The sequence below is a fragment of the Rhodanobacter sp. C01 genome (assembly GCF_002001045.1).
In the GTDB taxonomy this organism is placed as follows: domain Bacteria; phylum Pseudomonadota; class Gammaproteobacteria; order Xanthomonadales; family Rhodanobacteraceae; genus Rhodanobacter.
In genome coordinates, this window is the sequence record NZ_MUNR01000014.1 from 89,089 (window position 1) to 110,153 (window position 21,065).

Annotated in this window: 14 protein-coding genes; 5 read left to right on the forward strand and 9 right to left on the reverse strand. The window is 64.0% G+C overall.

The genetic code is table 11. The annotated features are described in order from the left end of the window. Positions 1–60 precede the first annotated feature (60 nt). Positions 61–996, forward strand: a complete 936-nt coding sequence (locus B0E50_RS14685) for an AraC family transcriptional regulator (protein WP_077442092.1) — start codon at positions 61–63, stop codon at positions 994–996. A 55-nt stretch (positions 997–1,051) separates the two neighbouring features. On the opposite strand, the gene B0E50_RS14690 is transcribed toward B0E50_RS14685, so the two are convergent. From B0E50_RS14690 to B0E50_RS14710, 5 genes are all read right to left on the reverse strand, one after another. Beyond that, positions 1,052–3,037, reverse strand: a complete 1,986-nt coding sequence (locus tag B0E50_RS14690) for a M1 family metallopeptidase (protein WP_139350892.1) — start codon at positions 3,035–3,037, stop codon at positions 1,052–1,054. Between the two features lie 78 nt (positions 3,038–3,115). Then, the gene (locus tag B0E50_RS14695; RefSeq protein WP_077442093.1) at positions 3,116–4,342 is read right to left on the reverse strand and encodes an AGE family epimerase/isomerase; all 1,227 of its coding nucleotides are present in this window, start codon (positions 4,340–4,342) and stop codon (positions 3,116–3,118) included. Continuing rightward, complete coding sequence (locus B0E50_RS14700) at positions 4,339–5,319, reverse strand: carbohydrate kinase (protein ID WP_077442094.1); 981 nt, start codon at positions 5,317–5,319, stop codon at positions 4,339–4,341. Before B0E50_RS14700 ends, B0E50_RS14695 begins: the two co-directional genes overlap by 4 nt. A gap of 48 nt (positions 5,320–5,367) precedes the next feature. Then, positions 5,368–6,609: an L-fucose:H+ symporter permease gene (gene fucP / locus B0E50_RS14705; RefSeq protein ID WP_254427341.1), complete on the reverse strand. Its 1,242-nt coding sequence runs from the start codon at positions 6,607–6,609 to the stop codon at positions 5,368–5,370. Between the two features lie 93 nt (positions 6,610–6,702). Further along, complete coding sequence (locus B0E50_RS14710; RefSeq protein WP_139350926.1) at positions 6,703–7,761, reverse strand: LacI family DNA-binding transcriptional regulator; 1,059 nt, start codon at positions 7,759–7,761, stop codon at positions 6,703–6,705. Positions 7,762–7,919: 158 nt separating this feature from the next. Here B0E50_RS14710 and B0E50_RS14715 point away from each other — a divergent pair, with 158 nt between their 5' ends. The 4 genes from B0E50_RS14715 (at position 7,920) to B0E50_RS14730 (ending at position 14,249) form a co-directional block, all read left to right on the forward strand. Continuing rightward, positions 7,920–10,226 carry a GH92 family glycosyl hydrolase gene (locus tag B0E50_RS14715; protein WP_254427342.1) on the forward strand — a complete coding sequence of 769 codons (2,307 nt, stop codon included), beginning with the start codon at positions 7,920–7,922 and terminating at the stop codon, positions 10,224–10,226. Between the two features lie 129 nt (positions 10,227–10,355). Continuing rightward, positions 10,356–12,137, forward strand: coding sequence for an ATP-binding protein (locus B0E50_RS14720; RefSeq protein WP_077442097.1), 1,782 nt, complete (start codon positions 10,356–10,358; stop codon positions 12,135–12,137). Between the two features lie 9 nt (positions 12,138–12,146). After that, positions 12,147–12,593, forward strand: coding sequence for a response regulator (locus B0E50_RS14725; RefSeq protein WP_077442098.1), 447 nt, complete (start codon positions 12,147–12,149; stop codon positions 12,591–12,593). Between the two features lie 114 nt (positions 12,594–12,707). Next, on the forward strand, positions 12,708–14,249 hold the full coding sequence (locus B0E50_RS14730; protein ID WP_077442099.1) for a response regulator: 1,542 nt from the start codon (positions 12,708–12,710) through the stop codon (positions 14,247–14,249). Between the two features lie 95 nt (positions 14,250–14,344). Here the strand turns inward: B0E50_RS14730 and B0E50_RS14735 are convergent, their stop codons facing one another. The 4 genes from B0E50_RS14735 to B0E50_RS14750 form a co-directional block, all read right to left on the reverse strand. Beyond that, positions 14,345–15,748, reverse strand: coding sequence for a sigma-54 dependent transcriptional regulator (locus B0E50_RS14735; protein WP_077442100.1), 1,404 nt, complete (start codon positions 15,746–15,748; stop codon positions 14,345–14,347). Positions 15,749–15,828: 80 nt separating this feature from the next. Beyond that, positions 15,829–16,905 (reverse strand): alpha/beta hydrolase fold domain-containing protein, encoded by a 1,077-nt coding sequence (locus B0E50_RS14740; protein WP_077442101.1) that lies wholly within the window; start codon positions 16,903–16,905, stop codon positions 15,829–15,831. A gap of 41 nt (positions 16,906–16,946) precedes the next feature. Further along, the gene (locus B0E50_RS14745; protein ID WP_139350927.1) at positions 16,947–18,590 is read right to left on the reverse strand and encodes a trehalase family glycosidase; all 1,644 of its coding nucleotides are present in this window, start codon (positions 18,588–18,590) and stop codon (positions 16,947–16,949) included. A 163-nt stretch (positions 18,591–18,753) separates the two neighbouring features. Further along, on the reverse strand, positions 18,754–21,018 hold the full coding sequence (locus B0E50_RS14750; RefSeq protein WP_077442103.1) for a glycoside hydrolase family 65 protein: 2,265 nt from the start codon (positions 21,016–21,018) through the stop codon (positions 18,754–18,756). Between the last annotated feature and the right edge of the window lie 47 nt (positions 21,019–21,065).

Below are 21,065 nucleotides of genomic sequence, written 5' to 3' on the forward strand. Positions count from 1 at the left end.
TAACCTGCAGCGTGCTTCCGACGAAGTAAGCCTAAGAGCTACTCGACGGAAGGACTGCCCGTGTATATCGAACCCGATCCGATGTTGTCCCATGGACCGCATGCCGTCCCGATCGGGCTGGCGTCGATCGAGCCGGCACTCGAATCGGTGCTCAATCAGTCCATGCTGCGGGTGGATGTCGTCGCCGAACTGCATCGCTGCGGCTCATGGTTCCTCGACGCGCCGCGCTACCACTGCGGTCTTTTCCATCTGGTCGGTGCGGGCCGCTGCCAGGTTCATTGCAGTGCACTGGAATGCGTGCTGGATCTGGAGGCGGGCGACCTGGTGATCTTCCCGCACGGCGATCCGCACAGGCTCGGCACGGATGGATGCGTCGATTCGCGGCACGGCGACCACACCAGTCTGATCTGCGGGGAGCTGCATTTCTCCGGCAACTCGCAGCATCCACTCAGCCACGCGCTGCCTGCGTGCTTCGTGGTGCGCTCGAAGGACGCCGGCGACACCTTTCGGCAGTTGTCACGCATGATGGTCGAGATGGTGAATGCCGGCTTGGCCGGTCGGCAGGTTCTGCTGAACAAGCTGGCCGATGCCCTGTTCACTCTTGCTGTCTGCGACTACGCCCATCGCGCGGGTGAGCGGCGTGGCGTATTCGCAGCGCTCGCGGATGTGCGCATTTCCAGGGTGCTGCAGGCGGTACATGAAACCCCGGGTCACGCTTGGACCATGCAATCGCTGGCTTCGCATGCCTGCATGTCGCGCTCGGCGTTTGCCGAGCGGTTCACGCAATTGATGAAGATGCCGCCGATGCAGTACGTCACGCAGTGGCGGGTGAGCATCGCCGAGCAATTGCTGCGCTCCCGGCAGCAATCCGTGGCCTGCATCGCCGAGCAGCTCGGTTACAGCAGCGAGGCAGCGTTCCGGCGTCTGTTCAAGCGGGTGAGCGGAATCAGCCCGGGGCGGATTCGTGCCGATGCCGCCAGCCGGGTGCTGAACTGAACGGCTTGAGCGTGGCTGGGATGCCTGTCGCGCGCGTCGACAGGCACCTGCCGCCTCACTGCTGCACAGTGAACGTGTTGTTGCTGCGGTCGCGGTCCGGAAGTGCATGCGCGGGGTCGATGGTGGCTGATTTCACCGGCTTGTCGCCATCCACTTGCAGGGTGAAGCTGTGGTGCTGTTGCCAGGTTTCCACCGGTACGCGCACGTCTTGTCTGCTGCCGTCGCTGTAGACCACTTCCAGCGTGGCCGGCAACACCAGCTGGTCCATATTGGCCACGGTCACCTGTGCCCCCTTGTGCCAGTCGCCATCGACCGGCGCCACGTTCTGCACGGCAAGATCCAGTTGCCAGTTGTGCTGATACCAGCCGCGCCAGAACCAGCCCAGATCCTCGCCGGTTTCGCTTTCCATGAAGCGGAAGAAATCCGACGGGCTGGGATGCTTGTACGCCCAGGTGGCGATGAAACGGCGGAACGCAGGGTCGAAACGCTCCGGCCCGATGATCTGCTCGCGCAGCAGCACCAGGCCGTAGGCGCTCTTGAAGTAAGTGATCGGGTGACGGTATTTCTCCGGCACCATGTCGGCACCGATCAGCATCGGCGGTGCGGCGGCATCGGCAAGCACTTTCGCCATCTGGTCGCCAGGGCTACCGCTGTGGGGTGCATATTCATTGTCGCGCTTGGGCGCGTATTCGCCGTGGTTGAAATGGTCAGCCTCGTAGACGTCGATGAAGGTGTTGAAACCCTCGTCGATCCAGGCATCGCGACGCTCGTTGCTGCCCACGATCATCGGGAACCAGCTGTGGCCGATCTCGTGCGCGATCAGCGCGTGCAGTTCGCTGCCACGGGAAGTCTTGTCATCGAAGGTGATGGCCGGATACTCCATGCCGCCAGCGGTACCAGCCTCGTTGATCGCAACCGGCCAAGGATAGGGATACCACTGCTTCGAAAAGTACTCGGTCGCGGCCTTGAGGTATTCGGTGGCGCGTCCCCACGCCTCCTTGCCCGCGCTTTCGACCGGATAGGCCGACATCGCCAGCGCGGTCCGGCCTTCTGGCAGATTCATCCGTGCGGCGTCCCACACATAGGCCTTGGAGGCGCCGAAGGCCACGTCACGACTGTTCTGGATGCGGAAGTGCCAGGTCAGCGTGCCGCCCTGCTTCGGACGGCTGGACGGCTGGGTGACTTCCTCGGCGGTGCGGATCATCACGGTGGTGTCGCTGTGACGCGCCTGCTCCAGTCGCTGCTGCTCGATCTTCGTGAGCACCTCGGTCGGATTCAGCAGTTCGCCGGAGCCGACCACGATCATGTCCGAGGGTACGGTGACCGAATAATCGAAATCACCGTATTCCAGATAGAACTCCTGGTTGAGGTAGGGCGCGGTGTCCCACCCACGCAGGTCGTCGTAGACGCACATGCGCGGATACCACTGCGCGATCTCGAAGATGTCGCCGTTCTTGCTCGGGTTCACGTCGGTTCGGCCGCCGAACTCGCCAGGCACCGTGTAGCTCCATGCGATATGCACGCGCAGGCTGCCGCCATTGCCCTTCAGCGCCTCGGGCAGCTGTACCTGCATGCGGGTGTCGGACACCACCCATTTCACGGCCTGTTGATGGCCGTGCGCGTCTTCCACGGCGACCGAGGCGATGGTGTAGCCATCGGTGAATTCTTTCGGAAAGCGCTCCGTGAATGCGCCGCGCGCATCCTTGCGATAGCGGTTCTGATCCAGCTGCAGCCACAGCACGTCGAGTGAGTCCGGGCTGTGGTTGGTGTAACTGATCACCTCGCTGCCGCTGAGCTTGCGGCTGGCCGGGTCGAGCGTGGCCTTGATCTGGTAATCGGCGTGGTTCTGCCAGAACAGCGGGCCGGGCTTGCCGCTGGCCGAGCGATAGGCGTTCGCCGACTGTGGATAGACGTAGGGCGCAAAGGTCTGCAGTGGGTCGAAGCGTGAGGCAGTGCCGGCATCCGCGGCATGTACGGGCAATGTCGCTGTGGAAAGCAACGACAGGCAGGCAGCAAAGCATGGGAGCGTGAGGTTTTTCATGCATCAGTTCCAGGGGATGGAGGTGCTTGCAGCATCAGGCATGCGGCGGAGGAAAGAATGGCGGCGCGTTCCGGAGGGTCAGCGCGGTGGCAACACATGCAACAGTTCGTAGCACGCGCCCATGGTGTGGTAGTCGGTCTTGCCGGCAGGGCTTTTCTCGTCGTCGATCTTGCGGTTGTCGCGGGTGAGGATGCGGTACCACGCGCCGTACTGGTGATCGACGAAATGCTGCCACGCGTACGCCCACAGTTTCCCGTACCAGTCGTCATAGACGGGCAGGCCGGTACGCGCATGTAGCAAGGCAGCGGTGACCAGCGATTCGGCCTGCACCCAGAAATACTTGTCGTCGTCGCACACGCTGCCGTCGGGCGCGAAGCCGTAGCAGATGCCGCCGTATTCCTTGTCCCAGGCACGTGCCAGCGCGGTGTCGAACAGCCGCTTCGCGGTCGGCAGCAGCCAGTCTTCCTCGCGGCCGCGTTCAAGCAACAGCGGCTCCAGGATCAGCAGAAGCTTGGCCCATTCGGTCTGGTGGCCCGGCTGAAAACCCCACGGGCGGAACAGGTGCTTCGGATCGTCGCGGTGGTAGTTCCAGTCGATGTTCCAGTTGCGGTCATAGTGCTCCCACACCAGTCCGCCAGTCTGGGCGGTCTGGCGGCGGGTCATGTGATCGGCAAGCGTGAGCGCGCGCTCCAGGTAGCGTGGCTCGTCGCTGGCCTGGTAGGCCGCCAGCATCGCCTCGCACATGTGCATGTTTGCGTTCTGCCCGCGGTAGTCGCTGAACTGCCAGTTGGCATCGGCCTCGTCGCGGTACAGCCCGGCGGCGGCATCCCAGTAGCGCTGTTCCAGCAGCCGCCAGGTTTCGTCCATCCATGCCGCGGCCTCGACGATGCCGGCTCGGTACGCGGTGGCATAGGCGAGCAGCACGAAGGCGACGCCGTAGGCGTGGTTGGTACGATCCTCCGGCTGGTTATCCAGCAGCGTCCAGGCATAGCCGCCGCTGCGCGGATCGCGATGCACCTCGCGCAGGTAGCGCAGGCCATGCCGCGCCGTATCGAGGTACTCGCTGCGGAGGGAGGCTGATGTATCGAGTTCGATCACTGCCATCGCGTAGTTGAAGATGAAACGCGTGCTGCTGACCAGGTGACGATGGCGGCGGTTGTAGATCGTGCCGTCGTCCTTGAAGTAGTGGAAGAAGCCACCAGTCGGATCGATCGCACGCGGGTGATAGAACGCCATCGTCTGCGCGATATGGCTGCGCAGGAAAGCGCTGGAACGGAAGTCGGGCATGGTCGATGGCGTGCTCATGCCTGCTGCTCCATGAAGGCCAGCACTTCGTCGCCATGCGGCATCGCGGCGAACGAGCCTTGGCGGGTAACGGTCAGTGCGCCGCAGGCAGCGGCGAAGCGCAGCATGGCGTGCAGGCGCGGCAGTTCGGTCACCAGCTGGTCGAGCCGGTCAGGTCCGGCCGCAAGCTCGGCGAGGCAGCACAGCAGGCCGCCGACGAAGGCATCGCCGGCGGCGGTGGAATCCACCACGTCGACCGGATAGCACGGTAGTTCGCCATCGGCATCGGGGTGGAACCAGCGCAGCGGTTTCGCGCCGTCGGTCACCACCACCAGCCGTGTGCGCCCCAGCCACAGCCGGTCGAGTGCAGCCTGCTCGCCATCCACCGCCAGCCACGCGAATTCCTCCGCGCTCAGCTTCACCACGTCGGCCAGATGCAGCGCCGGCCACAGCAGCAGTTGCGGATCGGTGCCAGCTGGCCACAGCGCCGGGCGCAGGTTGAGGTCGAAGCTGACCAGCGCGCCGGTGCCGTGCGCACGCTGCATGCCTTCGCGGGTGGTTGCGGCCAGGGCCGGGTCGGTCATGCTGTTGGAACAGACATGGAACACCTCGATATCACGGAAGGTATCGGCCCGGAAATGCGCCGGACGAAACAGCAGGTCGGCCGTATGTTCGCGGTAGAAACTGAAGCTGCGTTCGCCGTGCGCATCCAGCGTGACGAAGGCAAGCGCGGTATTCGCCGCATCAGTGCGCGCCACATCGTCGGTACCGACGCCGGCATGCCGCAGGCTGTCCAGCAGGAAATCGCCGAAACGATCCTGCGACAACATGCCGGCGAAACGTGCCGTACCGCCGAGCCGTGCCGCGGCCACCGCGACGTTGGCGGGGGCACCCCCGGCAAACGGCACGAATTGCGGTGCGAAACCGGAGCCGTCACTGCCCTCGGCATGAAAATCGATCAGCGCTTCGCCAAAGCACAGGATGGGTGGTGTGGACATGCAGGTGATTTCTCGGATTGGAAAGGCTCGGTGCGCGCAATGCGGTCTTCAGCTGGCTTGCGGCACGGTGCTTACCCTGGAGCCGCGAAGGCCGTAGAACACGATGTACAGGTAGCAGAGCAGCGGCAGGAAGAACGCGTGCTGCAGGCCGATGTGATCGGCCAACACGCCTTGCACGTAGGGAACCACAGCGCCGCCCACGATCGCCATGATCAGAAGGCTCGACGCCTTGCTGGTCATCGGCCCCAGTCGCTCGATGCCGAGCGCGAAGATGGTCGGGAACATGATCGAGTTGAACAGACCGATCGCGATGATGCTGTACACCGCAACGTCGCCACCACCGAGCATGGTAGTCAATACCAGCAGGGCATTGATCGTGGCGAACAGGGCGAGCAGCTTGCGCGGCGAAAATTTTGCCATCAGCGCCGAACCTATGAAGCGGCCGACCATCGCGCCGCCCCAGTACCAGGACACGTAGTGCGCTGCCTGCTGTTCGCTCATGTGGCCGATGTCGGGCATCGACAGGTAATTGACCATGAAGCTGCCGATCGACACTTCGGCGCCGACGTAGAAGAAGATGCCGAGCACACCGAACAGCACATGCGGTTGGCGCAAGACTTCGATGAAGCCGTGCTTGCCATGATCGCCCTTGTCAGTCGTCTCGCTCAACGCCGGCAGGCGAAAAAGCCACACGAAGATTGCCAGCAGGAACAGCACGACGGCCAGCCCGATGTACGGGAACTGCACGGCCTGCGCCTGCTGGGTGTCGTATAGCAGGCGCTGGGCCGGTGCCAGCGCGGCCAGCTCGTCGGGATTCTTCACGACGTTGGACAGGATCAGCAAGCCGCCGAACAACGGTGCCAGGGTGGTGCCGAGCGAATTCAGTGCTTGCGCCAGGGTCAGGCGACTGGAACTGGTCGTCTCCGATCCCAGCAATGCAACGTAGGGATTGGCAGCCACCTGCAGGACGGTGATGCCGGTGGCCAGCACGAACAGCGCACCCAGGAAGGCGGGATACAGGTGCAGGTCGGCCGCAGGCCAGAAGCCGAGTGCGCCGAGTCCGGCGATTGCAAGTCCGGCCACGATGCCTTTCTTGTAGCCCAATGCGGCGACCAATCGCCCTGCTGGCAGTGCCATCAGGAAGTACGCACCGAAAAAGGTGAACTGCACCAGGATGGCCTGCGCATAGCCGAGCTGGAAGATCGACTTCAGATGCGGGATCAGGATGTCGTTGAGGCAGGTCAGGAAACCCCACATGAAGAAAATCGTGGTGAGCACGCCGAGCGCCATCGGGTAATCGGTATAGCGTTCACGGCCGCCGTTGGTGGCGACGCTGGATGACTGCGGTGGGGCGGCAAAGGCCATGCGGATTTCCTGGGTTGGTCAGGCGGTGTGGGGAGGACAGCTGCTTTCGCGCACCATCAATTTGACCGGCGCGATGGTGCGGCGGGTATCGGCCGAGGGTTCGCGCAGGCGTAGCAGCAGCAGTTCGGCCGCCTGGCGGCCGCGCTCGCGCGGGGCGGTACTGAGCGTGGTCAACGGCGGCATGCTCATGGATGCCTCGGCGATGTCGTCGAAGCCGGTCAGGGCGAAATCGCGGCCCGGGTGCAGACCGCGCTGGTTCAATCCGAGCATCAGGCCCAGTGCCACCGCATCGTTGTAGCAGACTGCCGCAGTGGGTGCCGGCGTGGCCGCAAACAGCGCCGCAGTCTGGCTGGCGGCATCGAGCCGGGTTGGCGCGCATTCCACCTGCCAATGCGGTTCGATGCGCAGGCCGGCCGCCTGCATCGCCTCGGCATAACCGGCATGACGCTGGCGGCAGGAACTCGAGTCGCGATGCCCGCCGAAGAACGCAATGTGCCGGTGACCCCGCGAGATAAGGTGTTCGGTGGCGAGCCGCGTGCCGCGCTGGTTGTCCAGTATCAGCAGATCCCAGTGTGCGTATTCCGGCAGGTTGCCGCCGAGTTCGCGGTTGAACAACAGCAGCGGCGTCTGTGCACCCATTGCAGCCAGCACCTGCTGCGCACTGCTGCCTTCGGCCGGCGACAGGATGATGCCGGCTGGTCCGTGTTCGATCAGCGAGCCAAGCACGGCCTGCTCGCGTGTCGAGGATTCGCTGGTGCAACCGAGCAGGGTAACGAAGCCGGCGTCGCCGACCGCGGCGTCGACGCCGGCGGCGAACTCGGCAAAGAACGGATTTGCCAGGTCGTTCAACACCAGTGCGATGCTGGATGAAGTACGTCGGCGCAGGTTGGCAGCGGCACGGTTGTAGACGTAGCCCTGGCGGCGCAGCTCCTCCTCGACGCGGGCGCGGGTGTGCTTGTTCACCAGCGGGCTGCCGCGCAGCACCAATGAGACCGTGGCGCGTGAGACATCACACCCGGCAGCGATATCGCTGAGGGTGATCTTGCGTCGGACCGGCGTGGTGCTGTCCATCGTTATTTCCAGATTGGAACGATCCAAATGTAACCGTGTCCGTGCAACGCCGTCGATCTCGCAACGCAACATGCGATGCGCCAGCGGCAGTGCTAGCGTGCTGTATTTGGAACGATCCAAATTCGGAGAATCGCCTGATGACCAGCCCCTGGTTTCGCCTGTTGATGGTCACCCTCAGCCTGGGGCCGTTATCCGCGATGGCGGCTTCCGGCCATGCCGACGCCGTCGATCCACGCATTGGCACTGGCGGTGACGGCCATACCTTTCCGGGCGCCACCGTGCCGTTCGGGATGATCCAGTTGTCGCCGGACACGGCAATGCCGGATTTCAAGCATGCCTACAAATGGGCGGCGGGCTATCAGTACGGCGATCCCACCATCATGGGCTTCTCGCACACGCATTTTTCCGGCTCCGGCCATTCGGATCTCGGTGATGTACTGGTGATGCCGATCAGTGGCGAGGTGAGGCTGGAGCCCGGCGATGCGACGAAGCCTGGCAGTGGCTATCGCTCGCGCTTCAGCCATGCCAGCGAAGTGGAGCAGCCCGGTTACTACGCGGTGACGCTGAGCGATTACGACGTACGCGCGGAGCTCACCGCCAGCCGGCGGATCGGCTGGCATCGTTATACCTTCCCGATCGGCAAGCCGGCGCACGTGCTGCTCGACCTTCGCCCGAGCATCTACGACTACCCGGGCAAGGTGCTGTGGGCGGATCTGCATGTGCATGCCGACGGCGTGGTGACGGGCTGCCGCACCACCCGCGGCTGGGCGCCGGGACGCGAGCTGTGTTTCGCGATGCGTTTCTCGCAACCGATGTCGTCGCGCGAGCTGTACAACCGCGAGACAGATATCGTCTACAAGGGCTTCGCGGGGCCGGGTAACCAGCTGGAGGATCGAAATGCGCAGAACGGGCGTGCACTGGTCGGCGTGTTCGATTTCGGCGCGCTGAAACAGCCGCTCGAAGTGAAGGTCGCGATCTCCGCGGTCAGCGAGGCGAATGCGATCGCCAATCTCGATCAGGATGGGCAGGGATGGGATTTCGATGGCCAGCGTGCCGCGGCGAAGGCGGCGTGGGACAAGGCGCTGTCGGTGATCGATGTGGATGGGACACCGGCGCAGCGCACCGGTTTCTACACTTCGCTGTACCACGCGATGCTGGCGCCGACGCTGAGCATGGACACGAATGGCGACTACCGCGGGCCGGATCATCAGGTGCATCACGCCCAAGACGATCAAGGGGGCTTCGAGTTCTATTCCAGCTGGTCGATGTGGGATGTCTACCGTGCCGAGGAGCCGCTGATGGTGCTGCTGCGCCCGGATCTGAGCACGCAGTTCATCCGCTCACTGATCGCCGCGCAGCAGGCCAGCCCGTTCGGCATGCTGCCGGTGTGGAGCTATCAGGGACTGGAGACCTGGTGCATGACCGGCTATCACGCCGTGGCGATCATCGCCGATGCCTATATCAAGGGTGTGCGCGGCTTCGACGCCGACCATGCGATGAAGGCGATGGTGTCGACCGCCACCTATGGCAACTACGGTGACCTCGCCGATTACATGAAGCTCGGCTACGTGCCGATCGACAAGGAAGTGGAGGGTGGTTCCAAGACTCAGGAGTACGCCTATGACGACTGGGCGATCGCGCAGATGGCCAAGGCGATGGGCAAGGCCGACATCGCGGCCACTTTCGAAAAGCGCGCCACCAACTGGCGCAACGTATGGGACCCGAAGACCGGCTTCATGCGCGCAAAACTGAGCAACGGCCAGTTCCGCGAACCGTTCGATCCGGCCTCCGCTGCTTATGGCAGCGATTACACCGAAGCCAATGCGTGGCAATACTCCTGGTATGTGCCGCAGGACGTGGCCGGACTGATTGCCGCTTTCGGCGGCGATGCGAAGTTCGTCGACAAGCTGGACCAGATGTTCGATGCCAAGGTCGATCCGTCGATCTTCAAGAACGTGGAGGACATCACCGGCCTGATCGGCTGGTACGCGCACGGCAATGAGCCAAGCCACCACATCGCCTATCTTTACGACTACGCCGGCGCGGCGTGGAAGACGCAGCAACGGCTGAAGCAGATCATGGACAGCCAGTACGCCACGCGGCCCGACGGCCTCGTTGGCAACGACGACCTCGGCCAGATGTCGGCGTGGTACGTGTTCACTGCGCTGGGTTTCTATCCGGTGACGCCGGCCAGCGACGAGTACGCGATCGGCCGGCCGTTCGTGCCGAAGGCAGCTATCCATCTTCCGAATGGGCACACGTTCACCGTAGTGGCCGATCGCCTGGACGACGCGCACCCCTACGTCGGTGCGGTGACGCTCAACGGCAAGCCGCTGGATCGCGTCTATCTTCGACATGCCGAGATCCTCGGCGGCGGCGAATTGCACTTCACCATGCAAGCGCAGCCGAACCGGACCTGGGGCATCGGCGATGCGGCGCGTCCGGCGGCGAGCAGTCGCTACGGCCAGTAGCGCGGCCGGTTCCGGCAAGGGTTGCGCAATGTCCTTGCGGTGTCTCCGTGACCGGGTGGATGGGTGGCGAAAACATGCCAGAATGCCCGTGACCAAATCCACGTCGGGCTGGCCGATGCTGCAATCCACATGAAAGCCGGGGACATCATGCGCTGGCGCACCGCCGGATTGTTGATGGCGGTTGTGGCCATCGTCGTCCTGCCTTACGTCGTGACGCTTTCCAGTGCGCGTGACACCCAGCTGGCCACGGACTGGGTAATCCATTCCAACGCCGTCAAGGCGGTCACCTACGAACTTGCCTATGTGGTCCGCGACAGCGAGGCGGCCATCTACCGCCTGCTTGCAGGCGACAGCGACGCGTTGACGCAGCAGCGTGCGCAGTTGGCCAATCGGCAAATAGCAACTCTGCTGCAGGAATTGCGCGAGATGACGCGCGACAGCTCGGACCAGCAGGTGAGGATAGGCGCGCTTGAAAACAGTCTGCATGGCCGGATGGCGCTGATGAACCAGGCGCTGTCGCGACTGCAGCAACATAACCAGGCTGGCGCCCGGCAATCGCTTCGTGATGCCGGCGACCTGTTCGTCATCAACGACGATATCGCCGATATCGTGCATTACGAGGACAACCTGCTGGCGAATCGCCAGGTCATGGTCCAGCGTGAGGTGTCGAACAGCCGAATCGTGCTCAGCATGACGGCGTTGGCGCAGTTGCTGCTGCTGGCCATCATCGTGGTCGCGTCCGAGCGGCAGATCGGCCGGCGCCAGTTGGCCGAGACCCGCGAAGGGCGCGCGGTGCTGCGCTCGCAGATGATTCTGCAGGCCGTACGTGAACCGATCGCGCTGTTCGACGAGAGCCTGCGAAGCGTGCTGGTGAATAATGCGTTCAGCGAGATGTACGGAATGGATCCGCGGCAACGCGCGCAGCCGCTGGTCGAGGTGGGCGAGGGTGCCTGGCGTGACGGCGCATTGTTGCAGCGACTTGGCGACGTGCTTTTGCGCGACCGCGAACTGTGGGATTACGACATGATCCAGCGTACCGCCGACGGAGTCGAGCGGCACGTCGTGATCAATGCGCGCCGGCTACAACAACAGGATGCCGATGCGCCGGCCCTGCTGCTGACAGTGAGCGATGTTACCGTGCGCGCACTGGCCGAGCAGAAGGTGACCGAGCTCAACCGCCAGCTCGAAGGCAAGGTGACGCAAATTTCCGACGTCAATCGCGAGCTGGAGGCATTCAGCTATTCGGTTTCGCACGACCTGCGTGCGCCATTGCGGCACATCGCCGGCTTTGCCCGCAAGTTGGAGCAGCATCTGGGCGAGCGCAGCGACGACAAGACCGGTCATTACATCGAGGTGATTGCCACTTCGGCGCAGCGCATGTCTTTGCTGATCGACGATCTGTTGGTGTTCTCGCGGCTTGGTCGCGGCGCATTGCGCCTGCAGGCGATCGACATGCAGTCACTGGTCGACGAGGCGCGTGCACTGGTCGAGCCGGGTGCGCCGGAAAGGCGCATCGTCTGGTCCGTCTCTCCGTTGCCGATGGTAATCGGCGACGAGAACATGTTGCGCACGGTTTGGCAGAACCTGCTCGGCAATGCGGTCAAATACACAGGTCAATGCGAGGTGGCGCGCATCGACGTGAGCGTGCAGCAGGGACGCAGCGGCGATTACGAATTCACCGTGGCCGACAACGGTGCCGGCTTTGACATGCAGTATGCGGACAAGCTGTTCGGAGTATTCCAGCGGTTGCATCGCGCTTCGGAATTCCCCGGCAACGGCATCGGCCTGGCCAATGTCCGGCGCATCATCGCGCGCCACGGTGGTCGCGTCTGGGCCGATGCCGAACCCGGGCACGGCGCACGTTTCCACTTTTCGCTGCCGGCCACCGACTTGGCCGGGGCACGTACCTGAGAGTCGAGCATGAACAAGCGTGAGTTGCGTACCATCCTGCTGGTCGAGGACAGCATGGCCGATGCCGAAATGGCCATGGATGCGCTGGAAGAGGCCCACCTGGCCAACCCTGTGGTGCACGTCGAGGATGGCGTGGAGTGCCTGGATTATCTCTACGCGCGCGGCCGGTGGGCTTCGCGCGACCCGAGCGATCCGGCAGTGGTATTGCTGGACATCAAGATGCCGCGGATGAACGGGCTCGACGTGCTCACCATCATGCGCAAGGACGAGCGGATGCGACGGATTCCGGTGGTGATCCTGTCGTCCTCGCGCGAGGAAAGCGATCTTGCACGCAGTTGGGATCTCGGCGCCAATGCTTACGTGATCAAGCCGGTCGACGTGGATCAGTTTTTCGAGGCGGTACGCACGCTGGGGCAGTTCTGGGCGGTCCTCAACCAGGGGCCCGAGAACGATTGACCGATGGAGTCAAGGGGCGCGGGGCGCATCAATGGGCGCTTCGCGGTAGCTGGACAGGTACAACCAAACAGAGCCGTCGCGGGAACCCACATGCCAAACCGGCAGATCCGACCGATGCCAATCATTCGCGTGCTGCAGGTCGAGGACAGCGAGCTCGATGCCGAACTGGTGCTGGCCGAACTCGATGCCGACAACATCGGCTATGAGGTCAGGCTGGTCGACGACGAAGCGCATTTCGTGGCCGCGCTGGACGAGTTCAAGCCGCACATCGTGCTGTCCGATCTCAGCATGCCCGGCTTTTCCGGCGAGCATGCGCTGGAGCTCTTGCGTCAGCGCGACGAGGAACTGCCCTTCATTTTCGTCTCCGCCACTCTCGGCGAAGAGTCGGCGATCGAGGCGCTGCGCAAAGGCGCCACCGACTACATCCTCAAGCAGAACCCGGCGCGACTGGCCAGTGCGGTGCGTCGCGCACTGGACGAAGCCGAGGCACGTAAGGCCAATCGTCGCGCCGAGGCCGAATTGATCCGTGCGCAACGTTTCGAAAGCCTGGCGATGCTTGCCGGGGGCCTCAGCCACGACCTGCGCAACCTGCTGCAGCCGTTGCTGCTGGCGGGCGACAGCCTGCAGGACTATCAGGACGATCCGCGGCTGGCGCGGCTGGGCAGGTTGGTGCGGGACTGCGGCAAGCGCGGCCTGGACATGGTGCACTCGATGCTGTCGTTCGCCCGCGGCGCACGCCGTGCGGAACAGGTGCGGCTGGGGACGTTGTTCAGCGCGTTCGATCTGCTGATGCAGGGCAGCGTGCCACGCACGGTGAAGATGGAGCTGGCGATCGACGATCCGGAGCTGTCGTTCGAGGGCAACCACACCGAACTGCAGCAGTGCCTGCTCAACCTGTGCCTGAATGCGATCCAGGCGATGCCGGATGGCGGCCACCTGCGCATCGAGACTTCACGGGTGCAGCTGCCGGAAGAGTTCTTCCTGCCCCGGGAGTCGCCGCGATCGGGCCACTATCTGCGCATCAGCGTGATCGACAGCGGACCGGGCATGGACAAGGCAGTGCTGGAGCGCCTGTTCGAGCCTTTCTTCACCACCAAGGAGGCGGGTACCGGGCTCGGTCTGTTGTCATGCCAGCGTATCGTCAGCAGTCACGGCGGCGTGATGCGGGTCGACAGCGCGCCGGGCAAGGGTACCCGTTTCGACTTGTATATCCCGCTGGACGAACTGGTCGCCGACGGCGATCAGCCGGACCAGATGGACAGCCTGGAAGGAGCGGCCGAACGGGTGCTGGTGGTGGTGGAGGAGGCCGGCCAATTGTCACTGCTGTCCGACATGCTGGATGCCTACGGCTACCAGGCCCACGCCAGCCAGAGTGGTACGGCTGCCTTGCAATGGATCGAGGCCGGTGGCCTGCCCGATCTGGTCCTGCTGGATGCGGACATGAACCTGATGACTGGCGTACGTACGCTGGCCGCGCTGATCGAGTATGGCTACAGCGGTCCCGTGATCCTGCTGGCACACCCTGGTGCGCCACCGAATCTGGACGAATTGCCGCCGCTGGAGCATCTGTACGTGATCGACAAACCGGTCGCCACCCAGGTGCTGTTGCGCACGCTGCGCAAGGCGCTGGGGGCTGCCAGCGGCGCCCCGGGTTGATCGTGATCGACCTGGGCCATGCTGCAGACGACGCGATCGTTGCATGGAAAGTCGATGTTGACTCGTGCGAAGCCCCGCGCCCGTGCTTGCACGCGTCAGTCGATGCCGAGCTTCTTCAGCTTGTAGCGCAGCGCGCGGAAGGTGATGCCGAGTTTCCGCGCGGCGGCGGTCTTGTTGTAGCGTGATTCTTCCAGCGCCTTGACGATCGCGGTGCGCTCGATATTGCTGATGTAGTCGTCGAGACCGCCATCGGCACCGGCGGGTGCCGGCGCTGGAGCCGGAGGCAATGGCGGTGAATGGTCGGAGGTGGCTGCTTCGGGCTGGGCCGGGCGCGCGTTGCGTTGCGGCAGCATCAGATCCGATGCGTCGATGCTGTTGCCGTCGCACATCGCCATCGCACGTTCGAGGATATTTTCCAGTTCGCGCACGTTGCCCGGGAAGTCATACGCTTCCAGTGCATCGCGCGCGGCTGGTGACAGCTGACCGACGCTGTCGCCGCTCTTGCCAGCGAGTGCCTTGAGGATGAAACCGGACAGCAACGGCACGTCGCCGCGGCGCTCGCGCAGCGGCGGCACGCGCAGCTCAATCACGTTGATGCGATAGAACAGATCCTGGCGGAACTGGCCCTGTTCGACCAACTGGCCGAGATTCTTGTGGGTGGCGGACAGGATGCGCACATCCACCGGAATCTCGTCGCGGCCGCCGATCGGGCGCACCGCTTTTTCCTGGATCGCGCGCAGCAGTTTCACCTGCATGTGCAGCGGCAGTTCGGCGACTTCGTCGAGGAACAGCGTACCGCCCTGGGCGGCCTGGAACAGGCCTTCCTTGTCGGCGCCCGCGCCGGTGAAGCTGCCCTTGCGGTGGCCGAAGAATTCGCTTTCCATCAGTTCGGAAGGGATCGCACCGCAGTTGACCGGCACGAACGGACCGCTCGCACGCGGACCTTGCTCGTGGATCAGGCGGGCCACCAGTTCCTTGCCGACGCCGGATTCCCCGGCGATATACACCGGAGCCTGGTTGCGGGCGAGCTTGCTGATGGTGGCACGCACCTGCTGCATCGCGGTCGAGTCGCCGATCAGACGATCGCCGGAGCCGCCTGTTTTGGCTGCGCCACCGCCATTGCGCTTTTCCTCGGCCAGGCGCAGTGCGGTGCGTACCAGACCGCGCAGCATCTGGATGTCGACTGGCTTGGAGACGAAGTCGAACGCGCCTGCCTTCAGCGCGTTCACCGCAGCATCGACATTGCCGTAGGCGGTGATCATCGCCACCGGGGTGTCCGGATGGTCCGCGGCGATCAGCTCGATGACTTCCTGGCCATTACCGTCGGGCAGCCGCATGTCGGTGAAGCACAGGTCGTAGCTGCGCTCGGCCAGCGCACGCCGTGCTTCCCCCACGGTACCCACGGCGTCGACCTGCAGATCCATCCGGCCCAGCGTGATGGTCAGCAGCTCTCGGATGTCGCGTTCGTCGTCGATAACCAGGACGGTCTGTGGGTTCATGGCGCGGCGCGTGGCTATTGATACCTCAGAGAATACCCGCCCCCAAGCCGCGGGGCAAAGGCATCCGTTGCGCGGGGTTGCTAGTGCGCCAGCCTGCGATTGAAGAATCTTGCCGTCACGGCATAGGCTTCGATGGATTCAGGCAGCTCCGGGTCCGAGAAGAAGGAGTGCCACATGCCTTCCCACACATGCAGCTCGGTCTCCACACCAGCGCGATCGAGCAGCTGCTGGCTATGCACCACCGAGCTCATCGCCATGTCGCGGGTGCCGGTGATCAGCAAGGTGGGAGGGAATTTCGCCAGCAACGCCGGCGAAAGGCCCGGTTGCACGAGCGGGTCCCGGGGATTGGCGCCATGGAAATAGGGCAGATCGGTCAGGCCGAGCCGGTGCGCCGGGACGCCTTGGGCGTTCAATAGCGGAGCGATGTAGGACGAATCGCCGCTGAGGTCGGTCAGCGAGCCGCAGAAGGTGCCGATGGCGCCCGGTACCGGCAGCTTGTCGGTAATGAAGCGGGCGACGGCTTCGGCGGTGAGTATGCCGCCGGCGGAGCAGCCGTAGATGCCGATCTCGGCAGGCTTGTACTGCTTGAGCAGCGCGCGATAGACCGCCTCCACGTCATCGCTGGCGGCGGGGAAGCTGTATTCGGGACCTTGTCGATAGTCGACACTGATGACCTTGATGCGACCGATGCTGGCGATCGGGATGGACTCGACCAGGCCACCGCTATGCGCCCCCCACAGGAAGGCGCCACCGTGCAGATTGATCAGCACGCGATGCGTGTTCTCCGTGGCCACGCCTTGCGTGGGCAGCACGACATCGGTGCCGACGCCGGCGATGGTTTCGGCATGGATCTTCACCGGATAGAGCTTTTCCATGCGCGCGGCCCGATCGCTGTTCATGCGGTCGTAGAACGTGCGGCTCTGCGTGATCGGTGCCGTCAGCGGCGGCGCCTTGCTGCCGGCGGCAAGCATCTTCGGAAAGAACGCCCGTGACTCCGGTGACGCGAAATCCGAATACGGCACGGTTGCCGCGGGCGACGTCACGCTGCCATCGGCCTGCACGCCGGGCGACGAGGTTTGCGCGAGTGCTGCCGTACCCGACATGCCTGCGCAGAGCATGATGCCGGACAGGATGCGCGTAAGACATGGTGCATGCATGGTGTTTCCTCCCGTATCGCTGGTGGTGTCACTTCATCACGTTAGTTTGCCGAGGCGGACCGCGCGGATGCACTGGACGCAGGCGTGGCGTCGCCATGCAGGATCTCCTGCAACTTCAGATACACGCCATTCGTCCAGCCGAAGCCGACGACGTTCTGGGTATAGCCGGCGCTGATATGGACGTCCGCATTGCCAAGCACCATGTTGTATTTCTCGCGAATGGTCCCGTCCGTCGCCACGCCGCGATCGACGGTTGCGCAAAACTTGCCGGCGAGGCGGCGTGCGTCGTCGTGGAAGCCATAGGCATCGAGGCCGGCGACGGCGAGCCAGTTGGTGGGTGCCCAGCCGAAGGGCTCGTCCCATTGCGCGCCGCTGGCGTGAGCGTCCATGGAGAGGCCGCCTGGTCGCTCGAAGATCGAAAGGTGGTCACGCACGGCGGTGGCCTGTTGTGCGGAAGCTGCGTGCGCCCACAGCGGGTAGAAGGTGGTGATGTAGGGATAGTTCGCGGGCTTGCCGCTGACGAAGTCGTAGTCCATGTAGATGGCTGCATCCGGGTGCCACAGGTAGCGATCCATGGCCTGCTTGCGTGCCTGTGCGACGTTTGCCCAGTGCGCGGCCTCGGCCGGCTTGCCGAGTTGCAGCGCAAAGTCGTGCAGATCAGTTTCATAGCGATAGAGCAGGCTGTTCAAGCCCACCGCCGCATAGTGATGGGTGGATCCGGCAAACGGGCCGAAATGGAAATTGACGTCGAAGCCCGATTCGCGCATGGCGCGATCACCCAGATAGTAGTCGGCGCTCAGCCGAAAGCCATCCAGCCACGCGTCGGCGCATACCTTCGAGCTGCGCACATCACAGCTCGCCGATTTCAGATGGGCAGCTTCGGCGTCATCCGGATGTCGTGATGCTTTCACGAGGTAGTCGGAATTTTCCGAAGGATGCGCGAGCAGCCATTTGATCACGCCGCGGTAATAGTCGGCGTCGCGTGCTTCAAGCACCGGGCCGCTGCCCAGGTCGAAGTAGCGTGCCAGGCCGGTATCGCCGGCAAGGTGCTCCGTGCGGGTCCAGATATCGTGGTTGCGCACGGCCAGGGGGTACGCCTGCGCCAGCCATGCCTGCCTATCCGCTTTGCTGTGAAAGCTGGCCGGATCGCCGAGTACCGCGGACATCATGGCGCCAAGAAAAGGTGGCTGCGAACGACTGAGGTAGTAGGTGCGGTTCGCATTCAGGACGCCGCCGTAGTACTCGACCTCGAACAAGGCGTTGTCGACCATGTCGCGTGCGAGTTCGGTGCGATGGTCGGCGACCAGTCCCAGCACGATGAAATAGCTGTCCCAGCCGTACATCTCATTGAAGAAGCCGCCAGGTACGACGTAGGGGTGGGGCAGGTAGAGCAGTCCCTGCCCGGGCAGTTGCGCGGGGTCGATGTCGCCGAGCTTGCCGATGACGCGTGGCAGGGTGCGCAGGGCGACGCCGCAGCGATTCGCGATCCCGCGAAGCTGTTCCGTGACGGGCAATTGCGCGGGCAGATAGAGCACTGAATGCGTGCTCACCTTGCTGTCGGCCAGCGCCGAGCAATCATCCAGTGAGCGCGTCAGCGTGTCCCACGCATGATCGATGTAGGCACGGGTCTTGATCGGATCCGGACGGGTTGCCGCGGCGGTGCCGGTCGCGAATGCGACTGCCATCAGCAGCACGAAGATGCGCAGCGCGCCGTTCGCCGACCGACAGATGCGGGTATGCGCTACGTGACTGTGTTTCCAGGGTGAGTCTTGCGTGTTGGTCATGTCATGCGTCCGCTTCGTCGAGTGAGAGTTTTCGGGCGGCATCGGCGTATCGCGTGGTGAAGCATCAAAGTGCTTTCCGCGTCAGGCGGGTCTTCCCGCTGGCATCGCGATCAAGGGTGATGTCGTAATGCTTGCCGCGGAACGTGATGTCCTTCAGCGTCATCGATTTCCATGTCGGCGGCAGCACCGGCGGATAGGTTTCGAGCAGGCCGTTCGGTTCGATGCGCAGCCCGGTCAAGCCGTAGAGCAGGCCCTGCACGTAGCCACCCGAGCCGGTGAGGAAGTAACCCGTGTTGTTGGTGGAAGTCTCGGGGCGCACGTTGAACGGTGGCTTGAACATGTCATCGGCGGCATTGCGCGCGATCCAGCGGCCCGCTTCGGCCGCGTTGCCGCTGGCCGCTGCAGCGATCGGCGCCGGGCCGAGTCCCATCGTGGTGGGGATTCGCTTCGATGCGTCCATCGGCTTCATCGCGATCGCGTAGTCGTTGCGGCGTACCTGCGCGCTCATCGGCAGGTCGAGGGAGGGAAACGCCAGGAAGGTGAGGTCGCTGCCGCCGCCCAGGTCGTGTCGCACCGTCTCGTCCATGTCGAGGTGATGTTGGCCATTGGCGGAAGACGGCAGGTAGAGCTTCGCGGCGATCTCGGCCCAGCGTGGATCGGGCTGCTCGCCGACGATGGCCGCGGCAGCCGTCGCGATCCGCAAGGCCTTGGCCGCGTCGGCATTGGTGAAGGTGTCGTTGGGCACGTCGTTGTAGTTCTCCTCGACCGAGGTGACGTGGAGGATGTCGTAGCGCTGCTTGCCGGGGTTCCAGCTCGCCCGGCTGGTCCAGTAGCGCGCGACGTCGCGGATCACCGGCCAGCCGTCTGACTTCAGCCAAGCCTGGTCACCGCTGACCAGGTAGTACTGCCATTGCGCGATCGCCACGTCGGCATTGACATGGATCTCGCGCTCGCCCAGCACCCAGGCGGCATGCACGACCTGCTCGGTGCCGTTTTGCGGGTCGGCCTCCCACGGAAACATCGCGCCCTTCAGCCCGCGTGCCTGTGCGCGCTGCTGCGCAGCGGGCAATGTGCGGTCACGGAACATCACCAGCGACTTGGCGAATTGCGGATGCAGCAACACCAGCGCCGGGAAGATCCATGAATCGCTGTCCCAGAAGATGTGCCCGACATAGCCGGTGGTCAGGCCGCAGGCGCCAATCGCCCATGCTGTATCGGGCGTCGCGTTGGCAAGCAGGTAGTACAGGTCCGAATGCACGACGCGTTGCGCGTTCGGATCGCCGTCGATGCGGATGTCGGTTTTCCACAGGTTGGTCCATGCCGCCTTGTGTGCATCGAGCAGGGCGTCGAAGCCTTCGCTGCGAGCCGCCGTGGCCAAGGCGAGATCGGCCTTGGCGTCGCCGCCCCAGTTCGCGCGCGATGCCGCGACGTATTTGGTGAAGGTATAGGTCTGGCCCTTGCGCACCTGCACGCGAAGATCGAGCGAGAGCCGATAGATGCCCTTGTTCAGCGTGACCTCGACCGGCGTGAGTCCCGCCGGCAAGCTGACCGCGGCCGCCTCGGCCATGCCGAGACCCTGCTCGGCGCGGCCATCGAGCCATAGGGTCAGGTTCTTGCTGTCACCGTCATCGGCCAGCACATGGGTGTCGCCGTGATACCACACGGCGGCGCGATCCGGCGTGGCCGGTGGAATCGCCTGGAAGTTCAGGTTGTGTGCGGCCACGGCGGTCTGCATCTCGTCGCCGCTCAACGTCGCCAGCGGCAACCTGGGCTGGTACGGCGCCCACAGGTTGAACGCGAACGACAGTTGCACCACGCCATCGAACTCCGGCGTGACCGAGATCTGGCTGGCAGCCAGATGCGGCGACGCCTCGCTGACCAGGGTGACCACCTCGATCCGCGTGGCCCTGCCGTGATCGAGGTAGCGATAGCTGGTGGTCAGGGTGGCGTCGTGCAGGTCAAGCACCTGCCGGTAGTCCTGGAACACCGAAGGGTTCAGGTCGACCTGGTTCATCCAGAAATGACCCGCGTCGGACTGGCCGGTGCTGTAGTCGATCTCGGTCCAGCCGGGAATGGCGGCGGGTCGGGACATGTCGTCCTTGCCGTAGTCCATGAAGCCGACCATGTAGGCAAGGTTGCCTTCGGTGCCGCGCGGTGCGGTCGTTGTAGACAGATAGCCGTTGGCCAACTGGCCGGGGAAGTAGCTGGCGAAATCCTTTGAGGTCGCGGTCAGCAGAAAACTCGGGTCGGTGGCTGCCTGCGCGATCGAAGCCGAGCAACCGACCACCGCAACGAGCAGCAGGATGAGGTTCTGGACCGGATACTTCATGTGACCTCTCCGGAGTGCCACGCTGGGATGCCCGGCGTGGCCTCTAT

What these genes read in the sequence shown, in the direction of transcription:
- B0E50_RS14730 (WP_077442099.1), top strand. Translation starts at nt 12,708, where the DNA reads ATGCCAATCATTCGCGTGCTGCAGGTCGAGGACAGCGAGCTCGATGCC.
- B0E50_RS14750 (WP_077442103.1), bottom strand. Translation starts at nt 21,018, where the DNA reads ATGAAGTATCCGGTCCAGAACCTCATCCTGCTGCTCGTTGCGGTGGTC.
- B0E50_RS14745 (WP_139350927.1), bottom strand. Translation starts at nt 18,590, where the DNA reads ATGGCAGTCGCATTCGCGACCGGCACCGCCGCGGCAACCCGTCCGGAT.
- B0E50_RS14725 (WP_077442098.1), top strand. Translation starts at nt 12,147, where the DNA reads ATGAACAAGCGTGAGTTGCGTACCATCCTGCTGGTCGAGGACAGCATG.
- B0E50_RS14735 (WP_077442100.1), bottom strand. Translation starts at nt 15,748, where the DNA reads ATGAACCCACAGACCGTCCTGGTTATCGACGACGAACGCGACATCCGA.
- B0E50_RS14700 (WP_077442094.1), bottom strand. Translation starts at nt 5,319, where the DNA reads ATGTCCACACCACCCATCCTGTGCTTTGGCGAAGCGCTGATCGATTTT.
- B0E50_RS14715 (WP_254427342.1), top strand. Translation starts at nt 7,920, where the DNA reads ATGGTCACCCTCAGCCTGGGGCCGTTATCCGCGATGGCGGCTTCCGGC.
- B0E50_RS14720 (WP_077442097.1), top strand. Translation starts at nt 10,356, where the DNA reads ATGAAAGCCGGGGACATCATGCGCTGGCGCACCGCCGGATTGTTGATG.
- B0E50_RS14695 (WP_077442093.1), bottom strand. Translation starts at nt 4,342, where the DNA reads ATGAGCACGCCATCGACCATGCCCGACTTCCGTTCCAGCGCTTTCCTG.
- B0E50_RS14740 (WP_077442101.1), bottom strand. Translation starts at nt 16,905, where the DNA reads ATGCATGCACCATGTCTTACGCGCATCCTGTCCGGCATCATGCTCTGC.
- B0E50_RS14690 (WP_139350892.1), bottom strand. Translation starts at nt 3,037, where the DNA reads ATGAAAAACCTCACGCTCCCATGCTTTGCTGCCTGCCTGTCGTTGCTT.
- fucP (WP_254427341.1), bottom strand. Translation starts at nt 6,609, where the DNA reads ATGGCGCTCGGCGTGCTCACCACGATTTTCTTCATGTGGGGTTTCCTG.